Annotated in this window: 21 protein-coding genes; 8 read left to right on the top strand and 13 right to left on the bottom strand. The window is 30.0% G+C overall.

The window, feature by feature from the left end; translation table 11 throughout:
* Window positions 1-3: 3 nt before the first annotated feature.
* Window positions 4-1,335: a cytochrome ubiquinol oxidase subunit I gene (locus GQS58_RS04935; protein ID WP_166383930.1), complete on the bottom strand. Its 1,332-nt coding sequence runs from the start codon at window positions 1,333-1,335 to the stop codon at window positions 4-6.
* Between the two features lie 367 nt (window positions 1,336-1,702).
* Between GQS58_RS04935 and GQS58_RS04940 the strand changes: the two genes are divergently transcribed.
* Complete coding sequence (locus tag GQS58_RS04940) at window positions 1,703-2,308, top strand: TlpA family protein disulfide reductase (RefSeq protein WP_166383478.1); 606 nt, start codon at window positions 1,703-1,705, stop codon at window positions 2,306-2,308.
* A gap of 40 nt (window positions 2,309-2,348) precedes the next feature.
* On the opposite strand, the gene GQS58_RS04945 is transcribed toward GQS58_RS04940, so the two are convergent.
* Window positions 2,349-2,930 (bottom strand): methyltransferase domain-containing protein, encoded by a 582-nt coding sequence (locus GQS58_RS04945; RefSeq protein WP_166383480.1) that lies wholly within the window; start codon window positions 2,928-2,930, stop codon window positions 2,349-2,351.
* A gap of 104 nt (window positions 2,931-3,034) precedes the next feature.
* Here GQS58_RS04945 and nadA point away from each other — a divergent pair, with 104 nt between their 5' ends.
* Both nadA and nadB read left to right on the top strand, forming a co-directional pair.
* Window positions 3,035-4,030 carry a quinolinate synthase NadA gene (gene nadA / locus GQS58_RS04950; RefSeq protein WP_166383482.1) on the top strand — a complete coding sequence of 332 codons (996 nt, stop codon included), beginning with the start codon at window positions 3,035-3,037 and terminating at the stop codon, window positions 4,028-4,030.
* 9 nt (window positions 4,031-4,039) lie between these two features.
* Entirely contained in the window at window positions 4,040-5,629 is a 1,590-nt protein-coding gene (nadB, locus tag GQS58_RS04955; protein ID WP_205860384.1) for an L-aspartate oxidase, read from the top strand.
* 147 nt (window positions 5,630-5,776) lie between these two features.
* Here the strand turns inward: nadB and trxA are convergent, their stop codons facing one another.
* The 7 genes from trxA to GQS58_RS04985 form a co-directional block, all read right to left on the bottom strand.
* Window positions 5,777-6,076, bottom strand: a complete 300-nt coding sequence (trxA, locus tag GQS58_RS04960; RefSeq protein WP_166383484.1) for a thioredoxin — start codon at window positions 6,074-6,076, stop codon at window positions 5,777-5,779.
* 19 nt (window positions 6,077-6,095) lie between these two features.
* On the bottom strand, window positions 6,096-7,067 hold the full coding sequence (locus GQS58_RS04965; protein WP_166383486.1) for a DUF3365 domain-containing protein: 972 nt from the start codon (window positions 7,065-7,067) through the stop codon (window positions 6,096-6,098).
* Window positions 7,068-7,118: 51 nt separating this feature from the next.
* A complete protein-coding gene (locus tag GQS58_RS04970; RefSeq protein ID WP_166383488.1) occupies window positions 7,119-7,751 on the bottom strand; it encodes a Crp/Fnr family transcriptional regulator in 633 nt (210 codons plus the stop codon).
* 121 nt (window positions 7,752-7,872) lie between these two features.
* The gene (locus tag GQS58_RS17285) at window positions 7,873-8,004 is read right to left on the bottom strand and encodes a hypothetical protein (RefSeq protein WP_262887954.1); all 132 of its coding nucleotides are present in this window, start codon (window positions 8,002-8,004) and stop codon (window positions 7,873-7,875) included.
* A 67-nt stretch (window positions 8,005-8,071) separates the two neighbouring features.
* Window positions 8,072-9,400, bottom strand: a complete 1,329-nt coding sequence (locus tag GQS58_RS04975) for a TolC family protein (protein WP_166383490.1) — start codon at window positions 9,398-9,400, stop codon at window positions 8,072-8,074.
* Window positions 9,387-12,587, bottom strand: a complete 3,201-nt coding sequence (locus GQS58_RS04980) for an efflux RND transporter permease subunit (protein WP_166383492.1) — start codon at window positions 12,585-12,587, stop codon at window positions 9,387-9,389. Before GQS58_RS04980 ends, GQS58_RS04975 begins: the two co-directional genes overlap by 14 nt.
* A 4-nt stretch (window positions 12,588-12,591) precedes the next feature.
* Window positions 12,592-13,704, bottom strand: a complete 1,113-nt coding sequence (locus tag GQS58_RS04985; RefSeq protein WP_166383494.1) for an efflux RND transporter periplasmic adaptor subunit — start codon at window positions 13,702-13,704, stop codon at window positions 12,592-12,594.
* Window positions 13,705-14,340: 636 nt separating this feature from the next.
* Here GQS58_RS04985 and GQS58_RS04990 point away from each other — a divergent pair.
* From GQS58_RS04990 to GQS58_RS05000, 3 genes are all read left to right on the top strand, one after another.
* Window positions 14,341-15,531, top strand: coding sequence for a peptidogalycan biosysnthesis protein (locus GQS58_RS04990; RefSeq protein WP_166383496.1), 1,191 nt, complete (start codon window positions 14,341-14,343; stop codon window positions 15,529-15,531).
* Entirely contained in the window at window positions 15,518-16,384 is an 867-nt protein-coding gene (locus tag GQS58_RS04995; protein ID WP_166383498.1) for an acyl-CoA thioesterase, read from the top strand. The genes GQS58_RS04990 and GQS58_RS04995 overlap by 14 nt, the downstream gene beginning before the upstream one ends.
* Window positions 16,385-16,454: 70 nt before the next feature.
* Entirely contained in the window at window positions 16,455-16,808 is a 354-nt protein-coding gene (locus GQS58_RS05000) for an SdpI family protein (RefSeq protein ID WP_166383500.1), read from the top strand.
* A 101-nt stretch (window positions 16,809-16,909) separates the two neighbouring features.
* Here the strand turns inward: GQS58_RS05000 and recO are convergent, their stop codons facing one another.
* Window positions 16,910-17,632, bottom strand: a complete 723-nt coding sequence (gene recO, locus GQS58_RS05005; RefSeq protein WP_166383502.1) for a DNA repair protein RecO — start codon at window positions 17,630-17,632, stop codon at window positions 16,910-16,912.
* Window position 17,633: 1 nt separating this feature from the next.
* Complete coding sequence (locus GQS58_RS05010; RefSeq protein WP_166383505.1) at window positions 17,634-19,997, bottom strand: hypothetical protein; 2,364 nt, start codon at window positions 19,995-19,997, stop codon at window positions 17,634-17,636.
* An 86-nt stretch (window positions 19,998-20,083) separates the two neighbouring features.
* On the opposite strand from GQS58_RS05010, the gene GQS58_RS05015 reads away from it, so the two are divergent.
* Entirely contained in the window at window positions 20,084-20,557 is a 474-nt protein-coding gene (locus tag GQS58_RS05015) for a CYTH domain-containing protein (protein WP_166383507.1), read from the top strand.
* Between the two features lie 5 nt (window positions 20,558-20,562).
* Here GQS58_RS05015 and trhA read toward each other — a convergent pair whose 3' ends face one another.
* Both trhA and GQS58_RS05025 read right to left on the bottom strand, forming a co-directional pair.
* Window positions 20,563-21,201 carry a PAQR family membrane homeostasis protein TrhA gene (gene trhA, locus GQS58_RS05020; RefSeq protein ID WP_166383509.1) on the bottom strand — a complete coding sequence of 213 codons (639 nt, stop codon included), beginning with the start codon at window positions 21,199-21,201 and terminating at the stop codon, window positions 20,563-20,565.
* Window positions 21,198-21,962, bottom strand: coding sequence for a lysophospholipid acyltransferase family protein (locus GQS58_RS05025; RefSeq protein WP_166383511.1), 765 nt, complete (start codon window positions 21,960-21,962; stop codon window positions 21,198-21,200). The genes trhA and GQS58_RS05025 overlap by 4 nt, the downstream gene beginning before the upstream one ends.
* Window positions 21,963-22,156: 194 nt before the next feature.
* Between GQS58_RS05025 and trpS the strand changes: the two genes are divergently transcribed.
* The gene (gene trpS / locus GQS58_RS05030; RefSeq protein WP_166383513.1) at window positions 22,157-23,125 is read left to right on the top strand and encodes a tryptophan--tRNA ligase; all 969 of its coding nucleotides are present in this window, start codon (window positions 22,157-22,159) and stop codon (window positions 23,123-23,125) included.
* The last annotated feature ends 38 nt before the right edge of the window (window positions 23,126-23,163 follow it).

Here is a 23,163-nt window from a genome sequence, read left to right on the forward strand (position 1 = left end):
CTTTTAATGTTTTTCAAGTTTAGGACCTTCGTTAATCGTTTTACCAACTAAAACTAAAAATAATAGTCCTAGTAACATATACAAAGCAACAAAACCTAATAAGGTAAATAAGGTGTTACCAGAAGATACGGTTGGCGAAATACCATCGCTAGTTTTTAACAATCCATATACTAAATACGGCTGTCTCCCTAACTCTGCCGTGTACCAACCTGTAAGATTTGCGATGTACGGAAACGGAACTAAAAACATAATAAACCAAAGTATTGGCTTAAAAGTATACAGTTTTTTTCGCCATAAAAAGAAAAGTGCTAGTGCCATAATACCAATAAAAATGGTACCTAAACCAACCATTATGTGATATGAATAATACAGCGCCGGAATATTATCTGGTAATTCTTCTTCTTTGAATTGATCCATTCCAGGAATCTGCTTATTCCAATCTTGATGCGTTAAAAAACTTAAAATATTAGGAACCGCAATTTTATTGTCTAACTTTTTTTCTACCATATTTGGTTGACCAATCAACACAATTTCTGCTCCAGCTTCTTCTGTTTCAAAAATTCCTTCCATAGCAGCAAAAGCAGCTGGTTGATATTTTGCCACATTTTTAGCGTTCCAATCTCCCGTAGGTAAAGCCACTAAAACACTAGAAATCAAACCAAAAATTACACCTGTTTTTAAAAATATTTTCCCGTATTCTACTTGTTTTTTTCTTAAAATATAAAAAGCACCAATACTTGCAACCACAAAAGAAGAAGTTACCACAGACGCCATTTGATTGTGTAAAAAAGCAGGTAATAACCAAGGATTACTAAACAGTGCAGAGAAGTTTTCTAACACAAACTTACCATTCTCTAAAATTTCATAACCTACCGGATGTTGCATCCAAGCATTGGTAGCTAAAATAAACCAACCACTTGCCCAAGAACCTAAAAACACCAAAAAACCGGTTAAGAAATGAAGTTTTTGTCCCATTAATTTTTCACCAAAAATAAAGAGCGCTAAGAAAGAGGATTCTAAAAAGAAAGAGAACATCCCTTCCATTGCCAAAGTCTGACCGATAATTCCACCAGTTAATTCAGAAAATTTAGCCCAATTGGTACCAAATTGAAATTCCATTGGAATACCAGTTATAACACCCATTGTAAAGTTAATTGCAAAAATTTTCATCAGAAATTTTGCAGCATTGTTATATTTTTCATTATTATTTCTGAGGTATTTCCATTTATAATAGACAATCAGTAATGAAAGTCCCATTGTTAACTGCGGAAATATATAGTGAAAGGTGATAGTAAATGCAAATTGCAATCTATCATAAAAAATCATGTCTTCCATATTAAAAATACTTGTTATACTTATTAATATCTGCAAAAATAAACATTGTATTACATTCTCTATGTAACATAAGTAGCTAAGCTATATTTTGCATTGGTAAATTTAATAAAACAAGAACACATAGAAGGGCAATTATTTAATATTAGTTTAACAAGTTTGGTAACTAGAGTTACCTGCGTAAAGTCTTATTTTATCTATGTTTGCACATTGTAAAAATCTAAAAATTAAATAGAAATTTTTATACTTTATAATTTTCCTGTAATAAGGATTTTAATGAGTCAAATTTTATAATTACCAATTATAAAACATCCTACATAAATTGATATTATAAATGAAAAAAAAGATACAATTTCTTAAAAAAAATAAAATGAAAAAAAATAAAAACACCAAGAAAACGTGGATTCAGAACGGAGTTTTTGTCTGCATTATTATTACACTTTACGCTACAGGTTTGCACACAGAGGTTATTGGTTTTGTACAACGAGGCGTATTAGCTACTGGCTTAATGAACCCTAATGTAAAGGAAATTACACATAAAAAAGATTCTGAAACCATTACGGAATACGCAAAAGCTAATTTAAATGTAAGGTTGATGGATGCCGATGGAAAAATTACATCTTTAGCAGATTTAAAAGACAAAGTAATATTTCTAAATTATTGGGCAACATGGTGCCCTCCTTGTATTGCAGAAATGCCAAGTATTAGTAAATTACATAAAGAAATGGGAAATGATATCGCTTTTATACTGCTGTCTTTTGATAAAAATTTTGAAACGGCAAAGGATTTTGATAAACGTAAAGGTTATAACCTACCAATTTATACGCTTGTAGGAAACCTACCTGCAATGTTACAATCTTCTGCCTTACCTACAACTTACATCATTGATACTGATAAAAATATTGTATTAGCACATGAAGGAATGGCTAATTATAATACGGATGAATTTAAAGTATTTCTAGAAAATCTTAAATAGATTAAGACTTACAAAAAACACACTTTTTAAAAAGCACTTATTACTTTTTCAAAAACTTTACAAACAACTCCATTTCTTGTCTGTTAGGGTAAGAATTATAACATGCTGTAAAAACATCCATTATAAAATGAGAATCGAAATAAGTAGTATATTCTGTTTTACTTCCACCAAAAGGTGGATGATCATCATTTAGTTTTGCATCAAAAAGCAACCCTACTAACTTCCCTTTATCTCTCAATAAATAATTCATTTTACCTGCATACTTTCCTCTTAAATCAGGCTGAATTGCACAGAAAAAAGTTTGTTCAATAATCAAATCAAAAGTTTGATTTACATCAAAAAAATCACCTAAAATTAATTGTGATTCAGGAAAACCTGGAACCCTTTTTTTAATGTTTTCTAGGGCACTTTTAGCTAAATCTACCACATAAACATTGGTAAAACCATTATTAAAAAGATATTCTGCTTCGTAAGAATTTCCTCCTCCTGGAATTAAAATTTTTAAGTCTTTATTTGTTAATTGATCAAAATATATTTTTAATGGTGGAGAAACCACTCCTAAATCCCAACCAATTTTGTTTGATTGATACTTGTTTTCCCAAAAATTTTCAGATAAGTTCATTTTTTAGCTTATTACAACCATAATTTAACAGAATGACGCCAATCATTTTCCTACCAACAAAATAGAGTTTATATTTGCAACGTAGTTAATAATAAACACTTTTTATGAAAACTTTAGTTAGTGCAAAAAAAAACCTCAACAAAAAAGGATTTTTAGATATTGAAACTCCTAATATTGATTATGTTGAGGAGATTTTGAAACTAAAAAAAGAGAAGAATGCAGTTATTTTAGCGCATTACTATCAAATAGACGAGATTCAGGAAATTGCAGATTTTGTAGGTGATAGTTTGGCCTTGGCACAACAAGCCGCAAAAACCGATGCAGACATTATTGTTTTTGCAGGAGTTCATTTTATGGCAGAAACCGCAAAAATACTAAACCCTACTAAAAAAGTTTTATTACCAGACTTACTAGCAGGTTGCTCTTTGGCAGATTCTTGTCCGCCAGAACAATTCTCTGAATTTAAAAAGAGACATCCAGATCATTTAGTTGTTACTTATATAAATTGTTCGGCAGAAATAAAAGCTTTAAGCGATTACGTTTGTACCTCTTCTAACGCTAGAAAAATTATTGATTCTATACCACAAGACCAACCAATTATTTTTGCTCCAGATAGAAATTTAGGAGCTTACTTAAATAAAGAAACAGGAAGAGAAATGTTACTTTGGGATGGCGCTTGTATGGTTCATGAAGCTTTTTCTATGGAAAAGTTAATCGACTTATATCAAGAACATCCAGATGCAGAATTAATTGCGCATCCAGAATCTGAAGCGCACATGCTTAAGGTTGCTAAATATATAGGTTCTACTTCTGGCCTTTTAAACCATGTTAGAAATAGTGATAAAAAGAAATTTATTGTTGCTACAGAAGCTGGTATTTTGTTTCAAATGTTACAAGAAAATCCTGATAAAATAATTATTCCTGCTCCGGCGAAAGAAGATAATACATGTGCTTGTAGTGAATGTGCATATATGAAAATGAATACAATGCAAAAATTGTATTTATGTTTAAAACACGAGTTACCAAACATAGAAGTAGAAGCAGAATTATGTGAAAAAGCAATAATTCCTATAAACAGAATGCTAGAACTTTCTAAATAACGCCTTAAAATGTTACCTGATAAAAACATAATCTCTACCGATTTTTTAGTAATTGGTTCTGGAGTTTCTGGATTAACTTTTGCTTTAAAAGTTGCCATAGAACACAAAGATGCTAAAGTTGTTATTGTTACTAAAGACAAACAAAGCGAATCTAACACAAAATATGCCCAAGGTGGTATTGCAACCGTTTACAACAAAACTGTAGATACTTTTGAACAACATATAAATGATACTTTAGTTGCCGGTGATGGTTTGTGCGATGAAGAAGTGGTAAGAATGGTTGTAGAAAATGCACCAGATAGACTGCAAGAGTTGATAAATTGGGGAACAGAATTTGATGAAAATGAAAATGGAAACTATGATTTAGGTCGTGAAGGCGGACATTCGCAAAACAGAATTTTACATCATACAGATATTACAGGTGCAGAAATAGAACGTGCTTTATTAGCGCAAGTAAATGCACAACCAAACATAGAATTTCTTACCTATCATTACGCAATAGATTTAATTACAGAGCATCAAACTAAAAAGACCAAAACAAAGCGAAATGGCAAAATTTCTTGTTATGGTGCTTATGTTTTAGATATTAAAGAAGATAAAGTAAAAACCTTTGTAAGCAAATTTACACTTTTAGCTTCTGGAGGAAATGGGCAAGTTTACGAAACTACTACAAACCCAACTGTGGCAACTGGAGACGGAATAGGAATTGCATACCGTGCAAAGGCAGAAATTTCTGAAATGGAATTTATACAGTTTCATCCAACAGCATTGTACAACCCAGGCGAATATCCTGCCTTTTTAATTTCTGAAGCTGTGCGAGGTTTTGGTGCAAAACTAAGAGATTACAATGGTGATTTCTTTATGCATAAATATGATAAAAGAGAAGAGTTAGCCTCTAGAGATATTGTTGCAAGAGCCATTGATAATGAATTAAAAAAGAGTGGAAAACCTCATGTATATTTAGATTGCACTAATTTAGACATGGTAAAATTTAAAGAGCATTTTCCTAATATTACAGAAAAATGTGCATCTTTAAATATTGATGTAACCAAAGACTATATTCCTGTAGTACCTGCAGCTCATTATATTTGTGGCGGTGTAAATGTGAACAAAAAAGCAAAAACATCTATCAAGAAATTATACGCTTGTGGTGAGGTTACCAGAACTGGTTTACATGGTGGAAATAGATTGGCATCTAACTCTTTATTAGAAGGACTGGTATATGCTCATAATGCATTTTTAAGCATTTCTAAAAAATATAATAAAGCCAAAAACCCAAAAGATATTCCTGTTTGGAATGATAGTGGTGTGATTAAAAACATGGAAAAAGTATTAATTACGCATGATAGAAATGAAGTAAAAACTATTATGAGTAATTATGTAGGCATCGTACGTTCTAATGAGCGTTTGCTACGCGCAGAAAAGCGTTTAAAAGTACTTTATGAAGACAACAAACGCCTCTATGACCATTCTGAGCTTTCTATAGATTTATGTGAACTGAGAAACTTAATTACAACTGCATATTTAATTACACAATTCTCTAAAAAGAGAACCGAAAATTGTGGTGGTTTTTATAGTTTAGATTGTATTTCTAAATAAAAGAGGCTGTCTAAAAAAGGTTTAAAAGACTTAACTTTTTCAAAACATCAACTTAATCAAGTTCTACCTTTATAAGCATCTGAAATAAATTCAGATTGACAAAAATGTCCTTTTTAGAAAACTATTTCTAATCAACCTACTATTAAATTACTTACCACTGTTATTTATAATAGTGATTAACTGGTTTTTAGGTACTGCACCAGATTGTCTCCAAACTTGTTTTCCAGACTTATATAAAATGAAGGTTGGTACCCCTCTAACTTCATATTTTGCTGCTAACGATTGGTTTTTATCAACATCTATTTTAACAATAGAAACAGCATCACCTAATGCGTCTTTTACTTCTTTTAAAATTGGACTCATGGTTTTACAAGGTCCACACCATTCTGCAAAAAAGTCTACTAAAACAGGTTTATCTTGATTTATAATTTCTGAAAAATTGCTCATGCCTAAGAACTTTATATGATTATTTATTAAAGGTAATACTCCAAATTCCTCTTACTTGATTTTCACTATATCCAATTGCCAAATCTTTTGGATATAACTTTTCTATTTGTGCTAATGTAGTGCTTTTAATATCTAAGGTTGGTTGGCCATGACATTGCAAACACATGCCATTTGTTTTAATCGGATAATATACTTTTACATTTTCTGCAGCTTCTACCACAATTGGTACTGACGCTTTATTTAATTTAGCCTCTTCTTTAAACACTGTAATATATCCATTTTCTATAGCAGTTGCTTTATTTTTAAGATTTCTAGGCTTATCAGACACTCTTTTTATGGTTGCTTTGTGTACCACAGACATACTATCTGTTAAAGGGAATGCATTTACATTACAAAACTTTAATGCAGCTAGCGTTCCTTCTTTTTGCATTTTACTCATTAAATTTTCCCCTAAAACTGTCTTGGTAGAAAGTGCGTATTTTAAACCTTGTTCTCCATAAGATAACTTTTTTAAATTATTTCCTTGGGGCTGTTTTTGCATTCCGTTACTATTGCCATGCTGTTTATTATAATGTTCTTCAAACCATGTTGGTTTTTCAATATCAAACTTAAACATATAATCTGCAATTTGTTTAATGGTTTCTTCAGGAAAAGCCTGTTTTGGCATTACTCCAAATCGTTTTACAGCTCCATACATTTTAGCATTTTCTACTGTTGGGTTTTTAATAAAATCTTGCAAAGAATTGATAAAAGATTCTTTAGAACTGTTGCCCATTAAATAACGTCTTTTAATAGCAATCATTGGTGGTGCAATTCTATTATCTTCTATTGTTGTTGGGTTGTGGCAAGCATAGCAGTTTGTTTCCATTAACTTTTTACCAGCATGGTTTTGCATTTCTGAAACGTTATTCTTCTTAGAATAGGGCGGTTTTTTAGAATCTTTACAACCGAAAAGAAAAGTAATTGCGATGAAAATAGTAAAATATTTCATTATTTTTATTACAAAAATAAGACTCCACTTTAAATTACACAGTAACTAATGTTACAGTTCTAAAACTTTAATACTATTTCTAAATAATTGAATTTTACTTTCGTTTTCTAACTTTTTAAGCAATCTAGAAATTACAACTCTAGAGGTATGTAAATCTTCAGAAATTTGTTTGTGGGTAACATTTAAAACATCATTGTGGGTAACCATTGCCTTATCTTTAAGATATTTAAAAAGACGCTCGTCCATTTTTAGAAAAGCGATGGTATCTAAAGCTTCTAAAAGCTCATCCATTCTGTTATGATAGGTTTGTAAAATATAAGATTGCCACGTTTTATATTTCCCTAACCATTCTGCCATTTTTTCTTTTGGCAACATAATTAATTCAACATTTGTTTCTGCAACCGCTCTAATCTTACTTTTTGTTTGTCCCATACAGCAAGAAAGTGTCATGGCACAAGTATCTCCTTTTTCTAAATAGTATAAAACAATCTCATCTCCATGCTCATCTTCTCTAAGAATTTTAATAGCACCAGAAATTAGTAAAGGCATCGATTTAATATAATCTCCAACTTCTATAATGGTTGTATCTTCTTTAAAGGTTTTAAAAACCCCTAATTCTTCTATTTCTGAAATTAAATCTTTTTCTAAAAGATAGCCAAAATTAATTTCTAACTTACTTGTCATTTTACTTTATTTTTCATCTATAAAAATAGTGAAACGTTTTTTATAAATAAAGGATATTGAAATTTATTGCAACAATAAAAGCCCGAGATAAACTCAGGCTTTTGTATATATTAGGTAATAATTACTTTGCTTTTTTATCTGTACTCATTAATAAATAAACGACTACAACTAAGCCAACAACAACTACAGCAAAAACGCCTATCATAATGGTACCATTTACCCAAGAAACTTGTGGTATATTTAAAAAGCTCATATTCATCTAATTTTGAATTCAAAAATAAAAAATAAGATGATTTTAAAATATGATCAAAATCAGTTTTTTAAAAATTCACATTTAAAATATCTCCACTTAATTGTAAAAGCTGTAATTCAATCAGTTTTGCATCAAACTTAGCATTGTTATATGCCGTTTTAGAATTGATAAAATTAATCTGAGCTTGTCTAAATTCAATAGAAGTTATCTGTCCTAATTTGTAACGCTCTGTACTTCTATCAAAATTATTTTGCGTGGTTAACACGTTTTGTTCTTGTGCTTTTAGAATAAATAATTGGTTCTGATAATTCTCCCAAGTATTTTTTAAATTATTATTGATGGTTACTTTTTGTTGCTCTAATAGTATTTGCTGATTTTCTAAAGCAATTTTTGCATTTGCAACCCTCGTTTTTGTACTTCCACCATCAAACAAATTCCAAGATAAACTTAAACCAGCATTTAAACCGTTAGATGATGTAGATTTTGGTTGAAAGGCATTGGCAAGGTTTTCATTATCATTCTGGTTCCAACCATAAGATGTATTTAAAGCTAAAGAGGGTAAATAATTAGCCTTATTTACTTTTATGTTAAACTCACTAATTGCAATGTTTTTTTCATTTTGTTTAAGGGTAGAATTATTAGCAATTGTTTTTTGCTGAAGCTCCTCTAAGTTCATCATTTTATTAAAAACAACCTCCGTTTCAACATTATAAGTTACTGCTTTTTCAATTCCTAAAATAATGTTTAAACCACGTTTTGCATTGCTTAATTGCTGTTTGGCACTTATTAATGTTATGCTATCATTATTTACATCTACCTCTGCGTTTAACAACTCTAACTTGGTAGATTGTCCGTATTCGTATTGATATTTTGCACGCAGTAAACGTTGTTTAGAAATAGACAATGCCTCATCTAAGTTTGTTTTATTTTCTGATAACCTTGCAATTTGAAAATACGTCGTAAACAATTGTAAATACGTATTTTCGATTGTTTCTCTAGCTTGCAATTCGGTTAGATTATAAGTTTCTTTTAATTGCTCATAATTGTATTTTCTTCCCAATCCATCAAAAAGAGTATAATTTAAGCTAATACTTGCGTTATAAGACTTAGTTACAGCACCTGTTGTAGATGTTGATGCGCCCGTTTGCGGTGTGTTGGTTTGATTATTATTACTATAATTTGCCCCAGAAGAAACAGATGCCGTTGGCAAAAAACCTGTATTGTATATACTTTTATTATTTTTTGCTACGTCTATGTTATTGTTTGCTATTTTAATTCCGAAATTATTTTCTAACGTAATTTCTAGTGCTTCTTTCTTCGTTAAGATTTCTTGTGAAATCCCTTGTAAGGTATATAAAAACCCAACTAGTAATATGGTGTTTCTAATGATCTTCATGTTCGTCGAATTTAGATTCTATAATAGCTCTTTCTACTTCTTCTTTATTTACTTTCTCTCCTGTTTTTAACCATTTAATTCCCACTTTTATAGAATTAGAAACCGACAATAGTAATGGCAACATTACCAAGGTTAAAATAGTTGCAATTGCAATTCCGTAAGAAATAGAAATTGCCATTGGAATTAAAAATTGTGCTTGTCTACTTTTTTCTAACATTAAAGGTGCTAAACCAGCTACTGTGGTTAAAGAAGTTAAGAAAATTGCTCTAAAACGAGATTGACCTGCCATAATTAATGCATCATCAAACAACATTCCTTCTTTTAAATAGCTATTAAACTTCCCTATTAAAACCAAACCATCATTTACCATAATACCCACCAAAGCAATAATACCTAACCAAGATAAAATATTTATAGAGAAATCATGAATATAATGCCCCAAAACAACCCCAATCATACTAAAAGGAATCATTAAAAGCAGTAAAATAGGCTGACTGTAAGAACGAAATGTAAACGCAATTACAATATAAATTAAGCCTAAAATAATCCACTTTAACCATTCTAAGGAATCTATAGTTTTTTGGGCCTCTCTATTCTGACCTTCGTAAAGTGGAGATACAGAATGATATTTAGAAATTATTAACGGCATTACACGTGTTTTAATATCATCTAAAATTTCTGTAGCACTTTCTTTAGCATCTTTTAAATCTGCAGAAACTTGAATTTCTCTTTTTCCGTTTAAGTGATTTATAGCAATGTCTCCTCTTTTAATTTGATAATTTCCAATTTCAGAAAACGAAATTCTAGTTCCGTTTGGAGCTACAATTTGCATATCATCTAAGTTTTTAATAGAAGACCTATCTTCTTTATTATAACGTACCCAAACTTTAATTTCATCTTGTCCACGCTGAAAACGTTGTGCTTGCAAACCGAAAAAACCATAACGAATTTGTGCCATTACAGATTGTAAATTTAACCCTAGTACATAAGCGTTGTCTTTTAAGGTGATGCTTACTTCTTTTATTCCTGCAGGATCATTGTCTGAAATATCTTTTAAAAGTGGGTTATTTTCTAACTCTAGCTTTAATTCTGCTTTTGCTGCTTTAAGCTCTTCAATATTATTTCCTAAAAGAGACACAGCCACCGGGCTTCCACCAAAGTTACCACCAGAACCAAAAATTAAACTTTCTACACCATATACTTTTCCAACTTTTTCTCGAATAGAATTTGTTATTTCAGATGATGCAAACTCTCTTTTTTCTCCTGGTAATAAATTAATATTTAAAGATGCATTTGCACTCCCTGGACCAACTCTTTTAATTACGTTTTGTACAACCTCATCATCTCCAGATTGTTTTTCTGTGTATTCTTTATTAATAATCCAAACTTTTTCTTCTATTGCCGAAATAATAGAATCTGTAATGTGTTCATTAGTTCCTTGTGGCATGTTTAAAGTAACCTGAATTCTATCACTTGCAACAGAAGGAAAAAATGAAGTTCTTACAATTCCCCCTCCAATGGATGTTAAACTAAAAATTAATAAAGCAATAGGAATTGAAAATGCAAATACTTTGTTTTTTAATGAAAACTTTAAGAAAGGAACATATAGTTTTTGATTTACCTTGGTTAAGCCCCCATCTGCAAATCTGTTTATTTTATTAAAAAAAGCATCAATTGCATTCTTCTTTTTTATTTCACCACTTTCTAATCTTTTTCTATCTAAAGCTTTAGAATGTGCAATATGTGCTGGTAATATAATTAAAGCTTCAATTAAAGAAACCGTTAAGGTTAAAAGGACCACTGTAGATACTTCACTAAAGAAATTACCAATTCTACCATCTACAAAAAACAAGGTAGAAAAAGCTATTATAGTTGTTAGAATTGCAGATACAATTGGCGGAATTACCTCCATTGTTCCGTCTATTGCCGCTTGAATTTTAGATTTACCTAAGTCGTAATAATGATGGTAAATATTCTCTCCAATTACAATACCATCATCTACCAAAATACCAATTACAATAATCATCCCAAAAAGGGATAAAATATTTATAGTAACATCAAATTGAGCTGCTAAAATAAACATTCCAAAAAAGGAAATAGGCAAACCAAAAGCCACCCAAATTGCCAAACGTAAATTTAAAAATAAGGCTAAGAAAAACAAAACAAGTAAAATACCTACGACTCCATTTTCTATTAAAAGTTTGGTTCTACCTTGTAAGGTAACACTTCTATCATCTGTAATATCTAAATGAATATTTTGGTTTTCTTGATTAAATTTATAGATATACTCTTTAATCTTATCAGCAGAAGAAAGTAAGTCTTCGTTATTAGTATTACTAATAGAAATATCGATTGCTAGGTTACCATTATAATACAATCTGTCTGGAGTTTCTGACCACGTATCTCTAACATCTGCAATGTCTTTTAACCTAATTATATTTCCGTTTGTTTCTGTTCTTACAATTAAGTTTTGCAATTCTATACCATAATAAAAACGATTGCTTGCCCTAATTAAATAATCTTCTTGAGGTGTTTTTATATTACCTCCAGTAATTAAAAGATTAGAATTTTGAATAGCTTGTGCAACCTCTGCAAAAGATAAATTATAAGCACGTAAATCATTTTCTTTTACAGCAATTTCTATTTCTTCGTCTGGAAAACCAGAAATAGCAACTTGAGATATTCCTTCAATTCCTCTAATGTCATTTTCTATATTTCTAGCATATTGCTTTAAAGATTTTAGCGGAATATTTTCTCCACTAACCGTAAAACTAATAGTAGGTCTTACACTTTCTACCTTTGCAATTACGGCAGGTTCCATTCCAGAAGGAAAAGACGGAACTCTATCTACTGCATTTTTTACATCGGTTAAAACAACATCTATATTTTTACCTTTTTCTACTTCTATTCTTACGGTTGCAGAATTTTCTCTAGAAACAGATGTTACACGTTCTACACCAACAATTCCTTTTAAATTGTCTTCAATTTTTAACACAACACCTTCTTCCATTTCTGCTGGAGAAGCACCAGGGTATGTTAAAGAAATGTTTATTAATTCTGAATCTGTTAATGGAAAGAAAGACGATTTCATATTTAATGCGCCCACTAACCCAAAAGCAACAAAGGCAATAATAAATACATTTACAGCAACAGGATATTTAATAAAATATGTAATTATTTTTTTCATCTAATTACTGTTTATTAATTTTTACAATCATACCATCAAAAGCACCTGGCAGTATTTGTGTTAATATTTTTTGATTATTTTCCAACCCTTTAATCACCACTTTTTCACTGCCAAAATAAACTGGTTGAATATTAGTTAACGTTAAAATACTGTCATTTTTAACTGTATAAACAGATTGGTTATCTACTAATAATTTTCTAGAAATTTCAATAGCATCTGTTTCAGATTTGGCAACTAAGTCTGCTTCTAAAAACATACCTTCTTTTAAATCGGTATGTATTACATCTACATATGCTTTTATAGTTTGTGTTACTTGGTCTACTTTTCCGTTAACACGAACCACTTTTCCTGTGTATTTTTTTGTTTTTTCTAAATTAGATAAGTCAACAGAATTACCAAGTTTTAATAAGTCTGCATATGCTGAATTTACAGAAACTTCCATTTCATATATTTTAGGATCTATAAATTCTCCTAATTTCTGCCCCACTCTAACCAAAGTTCCAGGGCTAACTAAAGCTTCTGTTAAGATACCAGAAAAAGGAGCTCTAATTTGATGTTTAGACAAACGTACTTCTAGGTTTTTAACATTATAATATGCCGTTAAAATTCCTCTTCCAGAAATAAAGTACTTTTCTTTATCTGATGAAAATTTTGGTAATTTTGGTGTTGATTTATTCATATCAAAACCTTGTAAATAATTTTCCCACTTCTTAAATTCAACCGGATAATCTAAACGTAAATCTGGTAAAATAGCAGTAATTAAGTTGTTTAAACTGCTTTTTTGAGATTGTAAACTAGCGTAAAACTCATCACTATTAATACTTAATAAAGTTTCGCCACGGTTATAATTTGTACCCGCCTTAAATAATTTATTAGCAGATTTTAAAACTCCAGAAACTTCAGAGTAGATTTCTATTTTATTCTTTGCAATTAAGTTTCCGCTTGCAGTTAAAATAATAGGAATATTTTTATTATTTACATTTTCTACAAAAACTGTTTTTAGCTGTCTTTTAAATATTGGCTTTGGTTTTTGGTTTTTATCAATAAGGTAATTACCTAATAAGATAGCACCTACAATTGTTAAAACTCCTAGAATAGCTAGAATAATCTTTCTCATAATTAGTTAGTTGTACTTTAAATTTTATGCTTTTAAAAAAATGGTATTTGGCAAATATAGTTCTAAGACGCTCAGAACATTAAATAGTTTAGAATCAAGAATGTTAAAGAAATGTTATAATTGGTTAATTGTTGAGTTAAAATTTAATGAAGTTCTTTTTATTTTAACGTTATATACTAAACGAACAAATCTAAGTATCGTCTAATTTTAGAGTTTCATCAATTTTAAAAATCAAAAAGAAATACCTTTTTAATAAAATAAGACTAGACACACTGTTTTTATTAATGTTACTGCCAATAACAATTATCTATTAAAAAATTACACCAATAATAAATGATACTCCATTTTAGACTCGTATAAAATTTAGACAACAATACGTAAGAAGCCATACCCTTATTACGACTGATTACTCGCCACAAAAAGAATTAATTAGAACATTCTTTTCTAAAGCTATTAATTATAGAAAATAAAAGTTAGGCTTATAAAGACCTTTTTTTTTATAAAAAAACTGCAGACACTAATAATACATAAAAGCTATTGAAATTAGAAGCAATAAAATTTGACTTATAAAAAGACCTATTATTACCAAAGAAAACGGAACTTTGCATAGAAATTTAAAATACCATATGAATTAATTTGATTTGCAGTACTACCAAAAATACCGCAAAATTTTTCTCTTCTATAGATGAAATTCCTTCCAAAACTTGGAAGGCTTTAGGTTGTACCGAAAATATTTATTTTCACCCAGAATTTTTAGCATCATTAGAAAAAAATCACCCAGAAATAACTTTTATTTATATTATTTTGGTTGATAAAGAGAATCAACCTACTGCTTTTGCAAGTTTGAAAATAATTAATTTTGAATTAAATTCTATTAAAAACGATTTTGAAACTTTAAAAAATATTGGAAGAAAACTACATGTATTTCCTGATAAAAAACCTTTAAAATTATTTGTTTGTGGAAACACTTTTGTTAGCGGAGAACATGGCGTTTTTATAAAGGAAAATCAAGATAAAAAAGCCATTATAAAAGAATTGGCAGAAAGCATCAATTACTTTGTGAATGCTGATAAAAAGCTAAAAAAACAGATTGATGCATTTCTTGTAAAAGATTTTGCAAACGAATCTTTGTTTATTACTAATATTTTAAAAGATTTTGGTTACCATCCATTTTCTGTTGAACCCAATATGAAGCTTCAATTACATGAAAATTGGCAAAATTTTGATGATTATTTGGCTGCCATGAAAACGAAGTTTAGAGTAAAAGCAAAAAAAGCTTTTAAGCAGAGCTCTAAAATAGAAATTAAAGAAGTTACTTTAGAAAACATAGATGATATTTTACCAAAAATAACTGCTCTTTATAAAAAAGTTGCATTAAATTCTGGTTTTAATTTAGGCGTTTTCAATTTAGAAACTTATAAAAATTTAAAAGAAAAATTTGGTGATACTTACATTTTAAGATCTTATTATTTAGATGATAAAATTGTTGGTTTTATTTCTGGAGTTGTTAATAAACAAGCATTAGACGCACACTTTGTAGGTATCGATTATCAATTAAATAGAGAATACGCTATTTACCAAAGAATGCTCTATGATTATATAGAAATTGCCATTAATAAAAAACTAAAAATTTTAAATTTTGGCAGAACTGCTAGCGAGATAAAAAGTTCTGTTGGTGCAGTACCCCAAGATTTAACCATGTATCTTCGTCATCAAAAAACGATTAAAAACAAAATTTTAAAGTTATTTTTGCAAAGAGTTCTACCAACTCCATTTCAACAAAAATTTCCTTTTAAAACTTTAGAACCCAAGCATGAAAAACACTAAAGAATTAATATCACTTTTAGATTTAGAAAATTTAGACAATCATAATTTTCGCGGAAATAGCGTTACCATTGGAAGTCCTAATGTTTTTGGCGGACAAGTAATAGCACAAGCAGTAAATGCTGCTTATAAAACCATACCAGAAGATCGTTTTTTGCACTCTTTACACTCTTATTTTTTAGAAGCCGGAGATTTAACGATTCCTATTAATTACCATGTAGCAGAAGTAAGAAATGGAGGTAGTTTTTCTACAAGAAGAGTTACTGCTAGCCAAAATGAAAAAACTATTTTTATTTTAGCAGCTTCATTTCATAAAAAAGAAGATGGTTTTGAGCATCAAGCAACGTTTGATGTGGCTATAAAGCAACCTGAAAAATTATTGAGTTGGGATGATATGTTAGAGAAATTTGGTGATTTTTTACCAAAATCTATGAAATACTTTTTAAGCATAGAAAGACCCATAGAATTTAAGCCGGTAAGAATACCAAACCCACTACAACCAGAAAATTTACCACCAACAGAACAGGTTTGGTTTCGTTTAAAAGGTGAAAAGCAAGAAATGAATTTTAGAACAAAACAAGAAATTCTTGCCTATATTTCTGATTATAACATATTAAATGCAGCTTTTAACCCGAATGCAAGCAACTACAATTTTGGAAATACTCAAACCGCAAGTTTAGATCATTCTATGTGGTTTTTTAGAGATTTCGATTTTGATGATTGGATGTTGTATTCGGTAGAATCTCCAAATGCTTTTGGAGCTAAAGGTTTGTCTAAAGGAAATATTTTTACAAGAGACGGTAAATTAATTGCCTCTGTAGCACAAGAAGGATTATTAAGACCTATTAAAAAGTAGGCAGTAGCAGTAGCAGTAGCAGTAGCAGTAGCAGTAGCAGTAGCAGTAGCAAAATTAAAAAAATAGAATTATGAGTGAAACTTTCATATATATACTTACCACAAACGGTTTATTATTTTTAATCAGTATTCTTTTTTGGAAATTCCCTCCCAAAAAAGTAAATGGAATTTATGGCTACAAAACACCAAAAGCAATGCTAAATCAAGAAATATGGGATTTTGCAAATGCTAATTTTAATAAAAGTTTTTTAATTTACTCTGGTATTTCTTTTTTAGGTGCTTTAGCTCTTGTAAACTTTGCTACTATAGAATTAACTTGGCAACCAATGGTTTTAGTGCTATTATCTATTTTAGTTAGTGTTATAAAAACAGAAAGAGCATTAAACGATAATTTTACTGAAGAAGGTAAAAAGAAGAAAAATTAGAATTTTTTTCAAGCTAAAAAACAATCAATAGCCAAAGTCTTGTTTCTTGCGTCTTTTAGCAAAGCGGTCTTAAGTCTTTTTCAGTCGGTATTTTTGATGTATCAACTAAAAACGGTTTCTAAAATTTGTAATGATTTTGGCTTTCGAAATCCATCTAAATGCAATTCGAAATAGTGAATTATAATTTTTAAAACAATCTGTCTCTCTTGTTTGCTAAAAGATACATTTTCTATTTCGTCAAAAGTTATGCCTAACAATTTTTTAAACTGGTAATAATAGTTGCCTGAAATAATGTTTTTTTGAGAGATTAAATCAGAAAACATGCCTTCACCTAAATCAAAACCATATTTGTCTTCATCAGATAAATCTGGATAAAAACCTAAAAAACGGGTTAAATTTAGTAAAAACAATAAGTGAAAATTGGCAATTTTATCATGTAAATCTAACCAAATAAGTCCCGATTCTAAATACTCGTAAAGGCCTTCATTTTTTTCTTCTTCTTTTATAGCATAAGAGAGCACTTCAGATAAAAATAAAACTACAGATTGTTTAACAATGTCTCTATAAATAGTTTGGTAAGGATATGAAACCTGAACCTCTTTAATAGAATTTAAAGTCCCTTTATTGTTATGGCTTGCAACAATTGTTAATTGTGTTAAAGGCTGAAAATAAGCGGCCTTTATACCTCCTTTTTTAGCTTTTAAAATACCTCTAATTAAATAAGATTTTACACCTTCTTCTTCTGTAAAGCATTTTACAATTAAGCTAGAGTCTCCAAATTTTAGAGAACTTAAAACAATTGCTTTAGTAGTTACAACAGCCATTTTAATTTACAATTGCAATTTTAGTAACCGCTGTTTCTGTTGCATCCTCATTAGAAAGTAACACAATATAAATACCAGAAGCTACAGCATTACCTGCAAGATTTTTTTTATTCCAAACCACTTTTCCTCCTTGTAACTCCTGCCCTTCTACTACATTCGTTTCATGCACCAAGTTACCAGCAACATCAATTATTTTTACATTGGTTCCTTTTGGTAAATGTGTACCGTTTCTACCATCAATAGTAATCGTTTCATGATTTTTTAGCGCAGGGTTTGGGTAAGCATAAATAGCTGGAATAACATCGCCAAAAGGCGCCACTTTACTATTGTAAACTACAAGACCTCTATTGGTTGCAAAATAAACTTTCCCTGTACTATCATCTACCGCTATTTTTACAATTTTATTAGATGGTAATGGCGAATTTTGCATGCTAAAATTGGCTAAAGTAGTTTGTCCGTTTGGATTGGTATAAATTACACCTCCATTATCTGTACCAAACCATTTATTATCTGCGCCATCTACCACAATGCTATTAACCCTTTGATCTCCCAAAAGCCTTTCTCCAAAACCCTCCTCGTTTCCGTTGATAACTACTGCATTTGCATTTGGTGTGGCATCATCAAAAACACCTGATGCATTACTATACATTACCAAACCAGATCTCGTACCAATCCAAACTCTATTGCTACCATCCACAGCCACAGACTCTACATTTGCATCCGGAAGGTTTCCTAAATTTGGTGTAGCAATCAAAGCTTTTTTTCTATTTCCATTTTCATTAAAAACATAGACTCCATTTGCTCTTGAGCCATACCAAAGACTGTTATTTTTATCTATAGCAATTTCACTTAAACCTGCCCTACTAGCATCGGTTTCTACAGATCTCATATCAAAACTAGTCCAATTGCCACTTGCAGAAAGTTTGTGTAACTCATTATCTACTAAAACATTTGTAACCCATAAATTTCCTTGAGAATCGAAGACAGAAGCACTAACTCTTACCGTTACTCTTACTGGATCTCCTGGTTCAATATCTTCTAAAGTACTATTATTATGATTATAAAATGTTTTTATCTCGTCATTTTCTAACACTATTAAACCTCCTGTTGCATTCTTATTATTAATAGAAGTTATATTCGTATCACCAAAAGAACTTACATAGACTTTATTTTCTGTATTTGGATCTATAGTTACATGGTTTAAATCTGTAAAAGGAGCAACTGAATTTAATTTTATATTTTTCCATTTTTCTCCATCAATTTCTTCACCGTTAAAATGACTAATAATGCCTATTCTATTACCAATAGGTCCGTAAGTATCTGTATAACCTCCATAAACAACCCAAACATTGTTATTATTCGCTGCAATAGAAAAAATATCATTTTCTACAGGACCTTCTGGATGGATTTCAATATAATCTATGCTATTTTTATTCTTTTGTAAAATACCATATTCTTTGGTTGCTAAAAAAATGGTCTCATTTTCAAAAAAGGAATTGTTTAAGGTAAAATTGAAACCTGGTATCGTGCTAAATTGAAAAACAGTATTTAAAGATGTATCAAAAATTACGGAGTTTTTACTTAGCGTAACCGTCAAAAAAGAGGCTGAACTTTTAATAGAAATAATGGGTTGAGACAAATCTCTTTCTCGTGGCCCTAAAACACCTCCATTTATTTCATATAATTTGGATCCGGAAATTGTAAATACCTTATTATTAAACGTTACTAATCTCTTAAAACTATTGCCGTTAAATTGCTGTTTCCAATTATTAAAATCTATTAAAGATGTATTGTTTATATCTGCCGTATAAATTCCGTTTTCGGTAGCTGCATAAATAACATTATTTAAAATAGTAGTTGCATTAATTCTTATAGCACTAGATCCTGCACCAATAAAATAGGTGTCTCCAAACTCTAATCGATCTATATCATACACTACAATAGCAAATGGGGTAGACAAATACAATTTGCCATTATACGCTGTAATATCGTTGATGCTTTTCTCTCCAGATTGATTAAAACTAACAATATCCGAAGAAATAGTTATGATACCATCCTCATCTACAACCTCTACCAATCCGTTCTCATACCCAATTACAAGCCTTTTAAAATCACTATTATAATGAATAGAGCTTGTATTTTCTCCAGACAAACCTTGTACGGAAGACAATTTTTCAATCTCTTTTGTAACCACATTATACGTAAAAACAGCATTGTCTGATAAAGCATAAATTACATCATCTACTTTTACAAAATCTTTTACATTGTTGTAAGAATAAAAGTCTTCCCAAGAAGCACTATAATCTGTTTGCGCAGAAAAAAGTACTGAAAATAGCAATGTATATAGTAATAACAGTTTTTTCATTATTAAATTTTGATTCTCAAAGATATTTATTTATTGTTACAATAACGATAAAACACCTTACATTAGTACAAAAATGAAAAGATTTTATGAGTGTAGAAATAGAAAGAAAATTTTTAGTAAAAAACAACGATTTTAAAAGTAATAGTTACGCTCAAAAAAGCATTAAACAAGGGTATTTAAATTCTGATAAAAATAGAACTGTAAGAGTTAGAATTGCTGATGAAAAAGCTTTTATGACTATTAAAGGAAAATCTAATGCAACAGGAACAACCCGTTTTGAATGGGAAAAAGAAATTGACAAAACGGAAGCTGAAAGTTTACTTTTATTATGCGAACCAAGTATTATAGATAAAACAAGATATTTAGTTAAAGTAGGTAATCATACTTTTGAAGTTGATGAATTTTATGGAGATAACCAGGGTTTAACGGTTGCAGAAGTAGAATTAAACTCAGAAACTGAAACTTTTACAAAACCAAGTTGGTTAGGCAAAGAAGTTACTGGAGATGTAAAATACTATAATTCTAGTATTAGTAAACATCCTTTTAAAGATTGGGAATAAAATATCTACAAATAATAAATGGCAAGAAAGTGACTGATGCTACCTAATAAAACAAATACGTGAAAAATAGCATGATTGTAAGGTAGTTTTTTGATAGAATATAAAATGGCTCCAACCGTATAAAATACACCTCCTGCAATTAATAAATTTAAACTAAAACTTGTTAATGCTTCCATTAAAGGTTTTACAAAAAACATCATTTGCCAACCCATTAAAAGATACATTGCTGTAGAAATCTTATCGAACCTTCCTGTAAAAAATAGTTTTAAAATGATACCTGTTAAGGCAAAAAGCCAAACGGCAATAAACATATACCAACCTAAATCAGAATTTAAAGCTACTAAGCAAAAAGGCGTATAACTCCCAGCAATTAAAACGTAAATAGCTGCGTGATCAAAAATATTTAATCGTCTTCTTTTCTTCGGATTTTTCGCTGCATGATAAAATGTAGAAGCAGCATATAAAACAATTAAACTCAACCCATAAATTACAAAACTAGTAATGTTCCAAAAGTTAACATAGTTAGTTGCTTTTACTATTAAAAAAGGAAAAACAATAATACTTGCAAGCAAGCCTAAACCATGAGACCAAACATTTAAGCGTTCTTCTGTCTCTGAATATCCTGGATTTATTTTTACACTCATTTTGTGCTATTTGTATCTTTCATATACTTTTTGTCATTTGCCAAATCATTGTAAATAATATCAAATGTTTTGTCTTTTAATTGATCTATATCTTTAGTAGACAGGCCTTTTGTAGAAATAAATTTATGTTGGTGTACTCTAAAAACACCCATACCTCCTTTAAAAATATCCCAAGAAAATAAACGTTTACAATCAAAATAAACTTGCGGCACAATAGGTATCTCATACTCAATAGCTAAACTAAAAGCTCCTTTTTTAAATGGTGCTAAAATTACATCTTCTTCTGGCACTAATCCTTCAGGAAAAATAGCCATACTTACACCATTTTGCAATCTTTTTTTAGCCATGCTAAAAACTCTTCTTCTACTTTCTGGATTGTTTCTATCTACCATAATAACAACTCGTTTATAGAAAAAACCAAAAACAGGTATTTTAACCAACTCTTGTTTACCAACAAATACAATAGGGTTTTTACTGATGGCAATCAATACAAAAGGATCCATTAAAGAAGTATGATTTGGGCAAAACATATAACTTTTATTCGGCTCTAGTTCTTCATCAAATTGCGTATTTAAACGAAAACCCATTCCGTAAATTAACACTTTAGATAAAATTCTAGCAATTCTCCAAAAAATATGATAATGCGACTCTTTAAAAGTAAATACTAGTAAAAGCGGAGACATCACTAAAATAGTTACAATCATTAAAAGATAAAACCACAAACGCCAAATTAAAAGAAAAGGGATTTTAAGGTATTTCATAGAATCAAAAAAAATTGCTTGATTATTTAAATTAGTAATCACTTAAAAGAATAAAGTTACTATTCTTAATGCTACTAAGAAACAAAAATACTAATATTCTTTTGTTTGATAGGTTTTCTTAAACAAAACCTTATTTTTGTAGTTACAGAGAGAATTAGAATTTCTCCATCAAAAAAAAAGATAAAAACAACGTAATGTCTAGAATTTTAACAGGTGTACAAAGCACAGGAACTCCACATTTAGGAAATTTATTAGGAGCTATTTTACCAGCAATAAAAATGGCAAATAGTCCAGGAAATGAATCTTTTATATTTATTGCAGATATGCATTCTTTAACCCAGATTAAAGATGGAAAAGAATTAAGAGAAAACACATATAGTGTTGCTGCTACTTGGCTTGCTTGTGGATTAGACATTAACAAAACAATATTTTACAGACAAAGTGATATACCACAGACAACAGAATTGACTTGGTATTTAAGCTGTTTTTTTCCGTATCAAAGATTAACATTAGCACATGGGTTTAAAGATAAAGCAGATAGATTAGGTGATGTTAATGCCGGTTTATTTACCTACCCAATGTTAATGGCTGCAGATATTTTATTGTATGATGCAGAGATTGTACCTGTTGGTAAAGATCAATTACAACATTTAGAAATGACACGAGATGTTGCCAATAGGTTTAATAATATTGTTGGGGAAACATTGGTTCCGCCAAAGGCGGAAATTCAAGAAGGAACAAAGTTAGTTCCTGGAATTGATGGTGAAAAAATGAGTAAATCTAGAAATAACATTATCAATATTTTCTTACCAGACAAAAAGTTAAGAAAACAAATAATGGCTATTAAAACAGATAGTTTAGGCTTAGAAGATTCAAAAAACCCAGATACAGATAATGTTTTTGCATTGTATAAATTACTAGCTTCAGATACTCAAATTGCAGAAATGAGAGCAAACTACGAAGGTGGAGGTTATGGGTATGGACATGCAAAACAAGCTTTATATGAATTGATTCTTGAGCAGTTTTCTCCAATAAGAGATCGTTACAATCATTATATGGAAAATAAGCATGAACTTGATGAGGCTTTAAAAATTGGAGCAGAAAAAGCAACTGTTGTTGCTAACGGTGTTCTAAAAAGAGTGAGAGCCAAAATTGGTTACTAAATAATATTTTTAAGCATAAAAAAACCGAAAGCAAATGC

Origin of the sequence: Polaribacter sp. 11A2H, assembly GCF_011379025.1 — a bacterium.
Classification (GTDB): Bacteria; Bacteroidota; Bacteroidia; order Flavobacteriales; family Flavobacteriaceae; genus Polaribacter.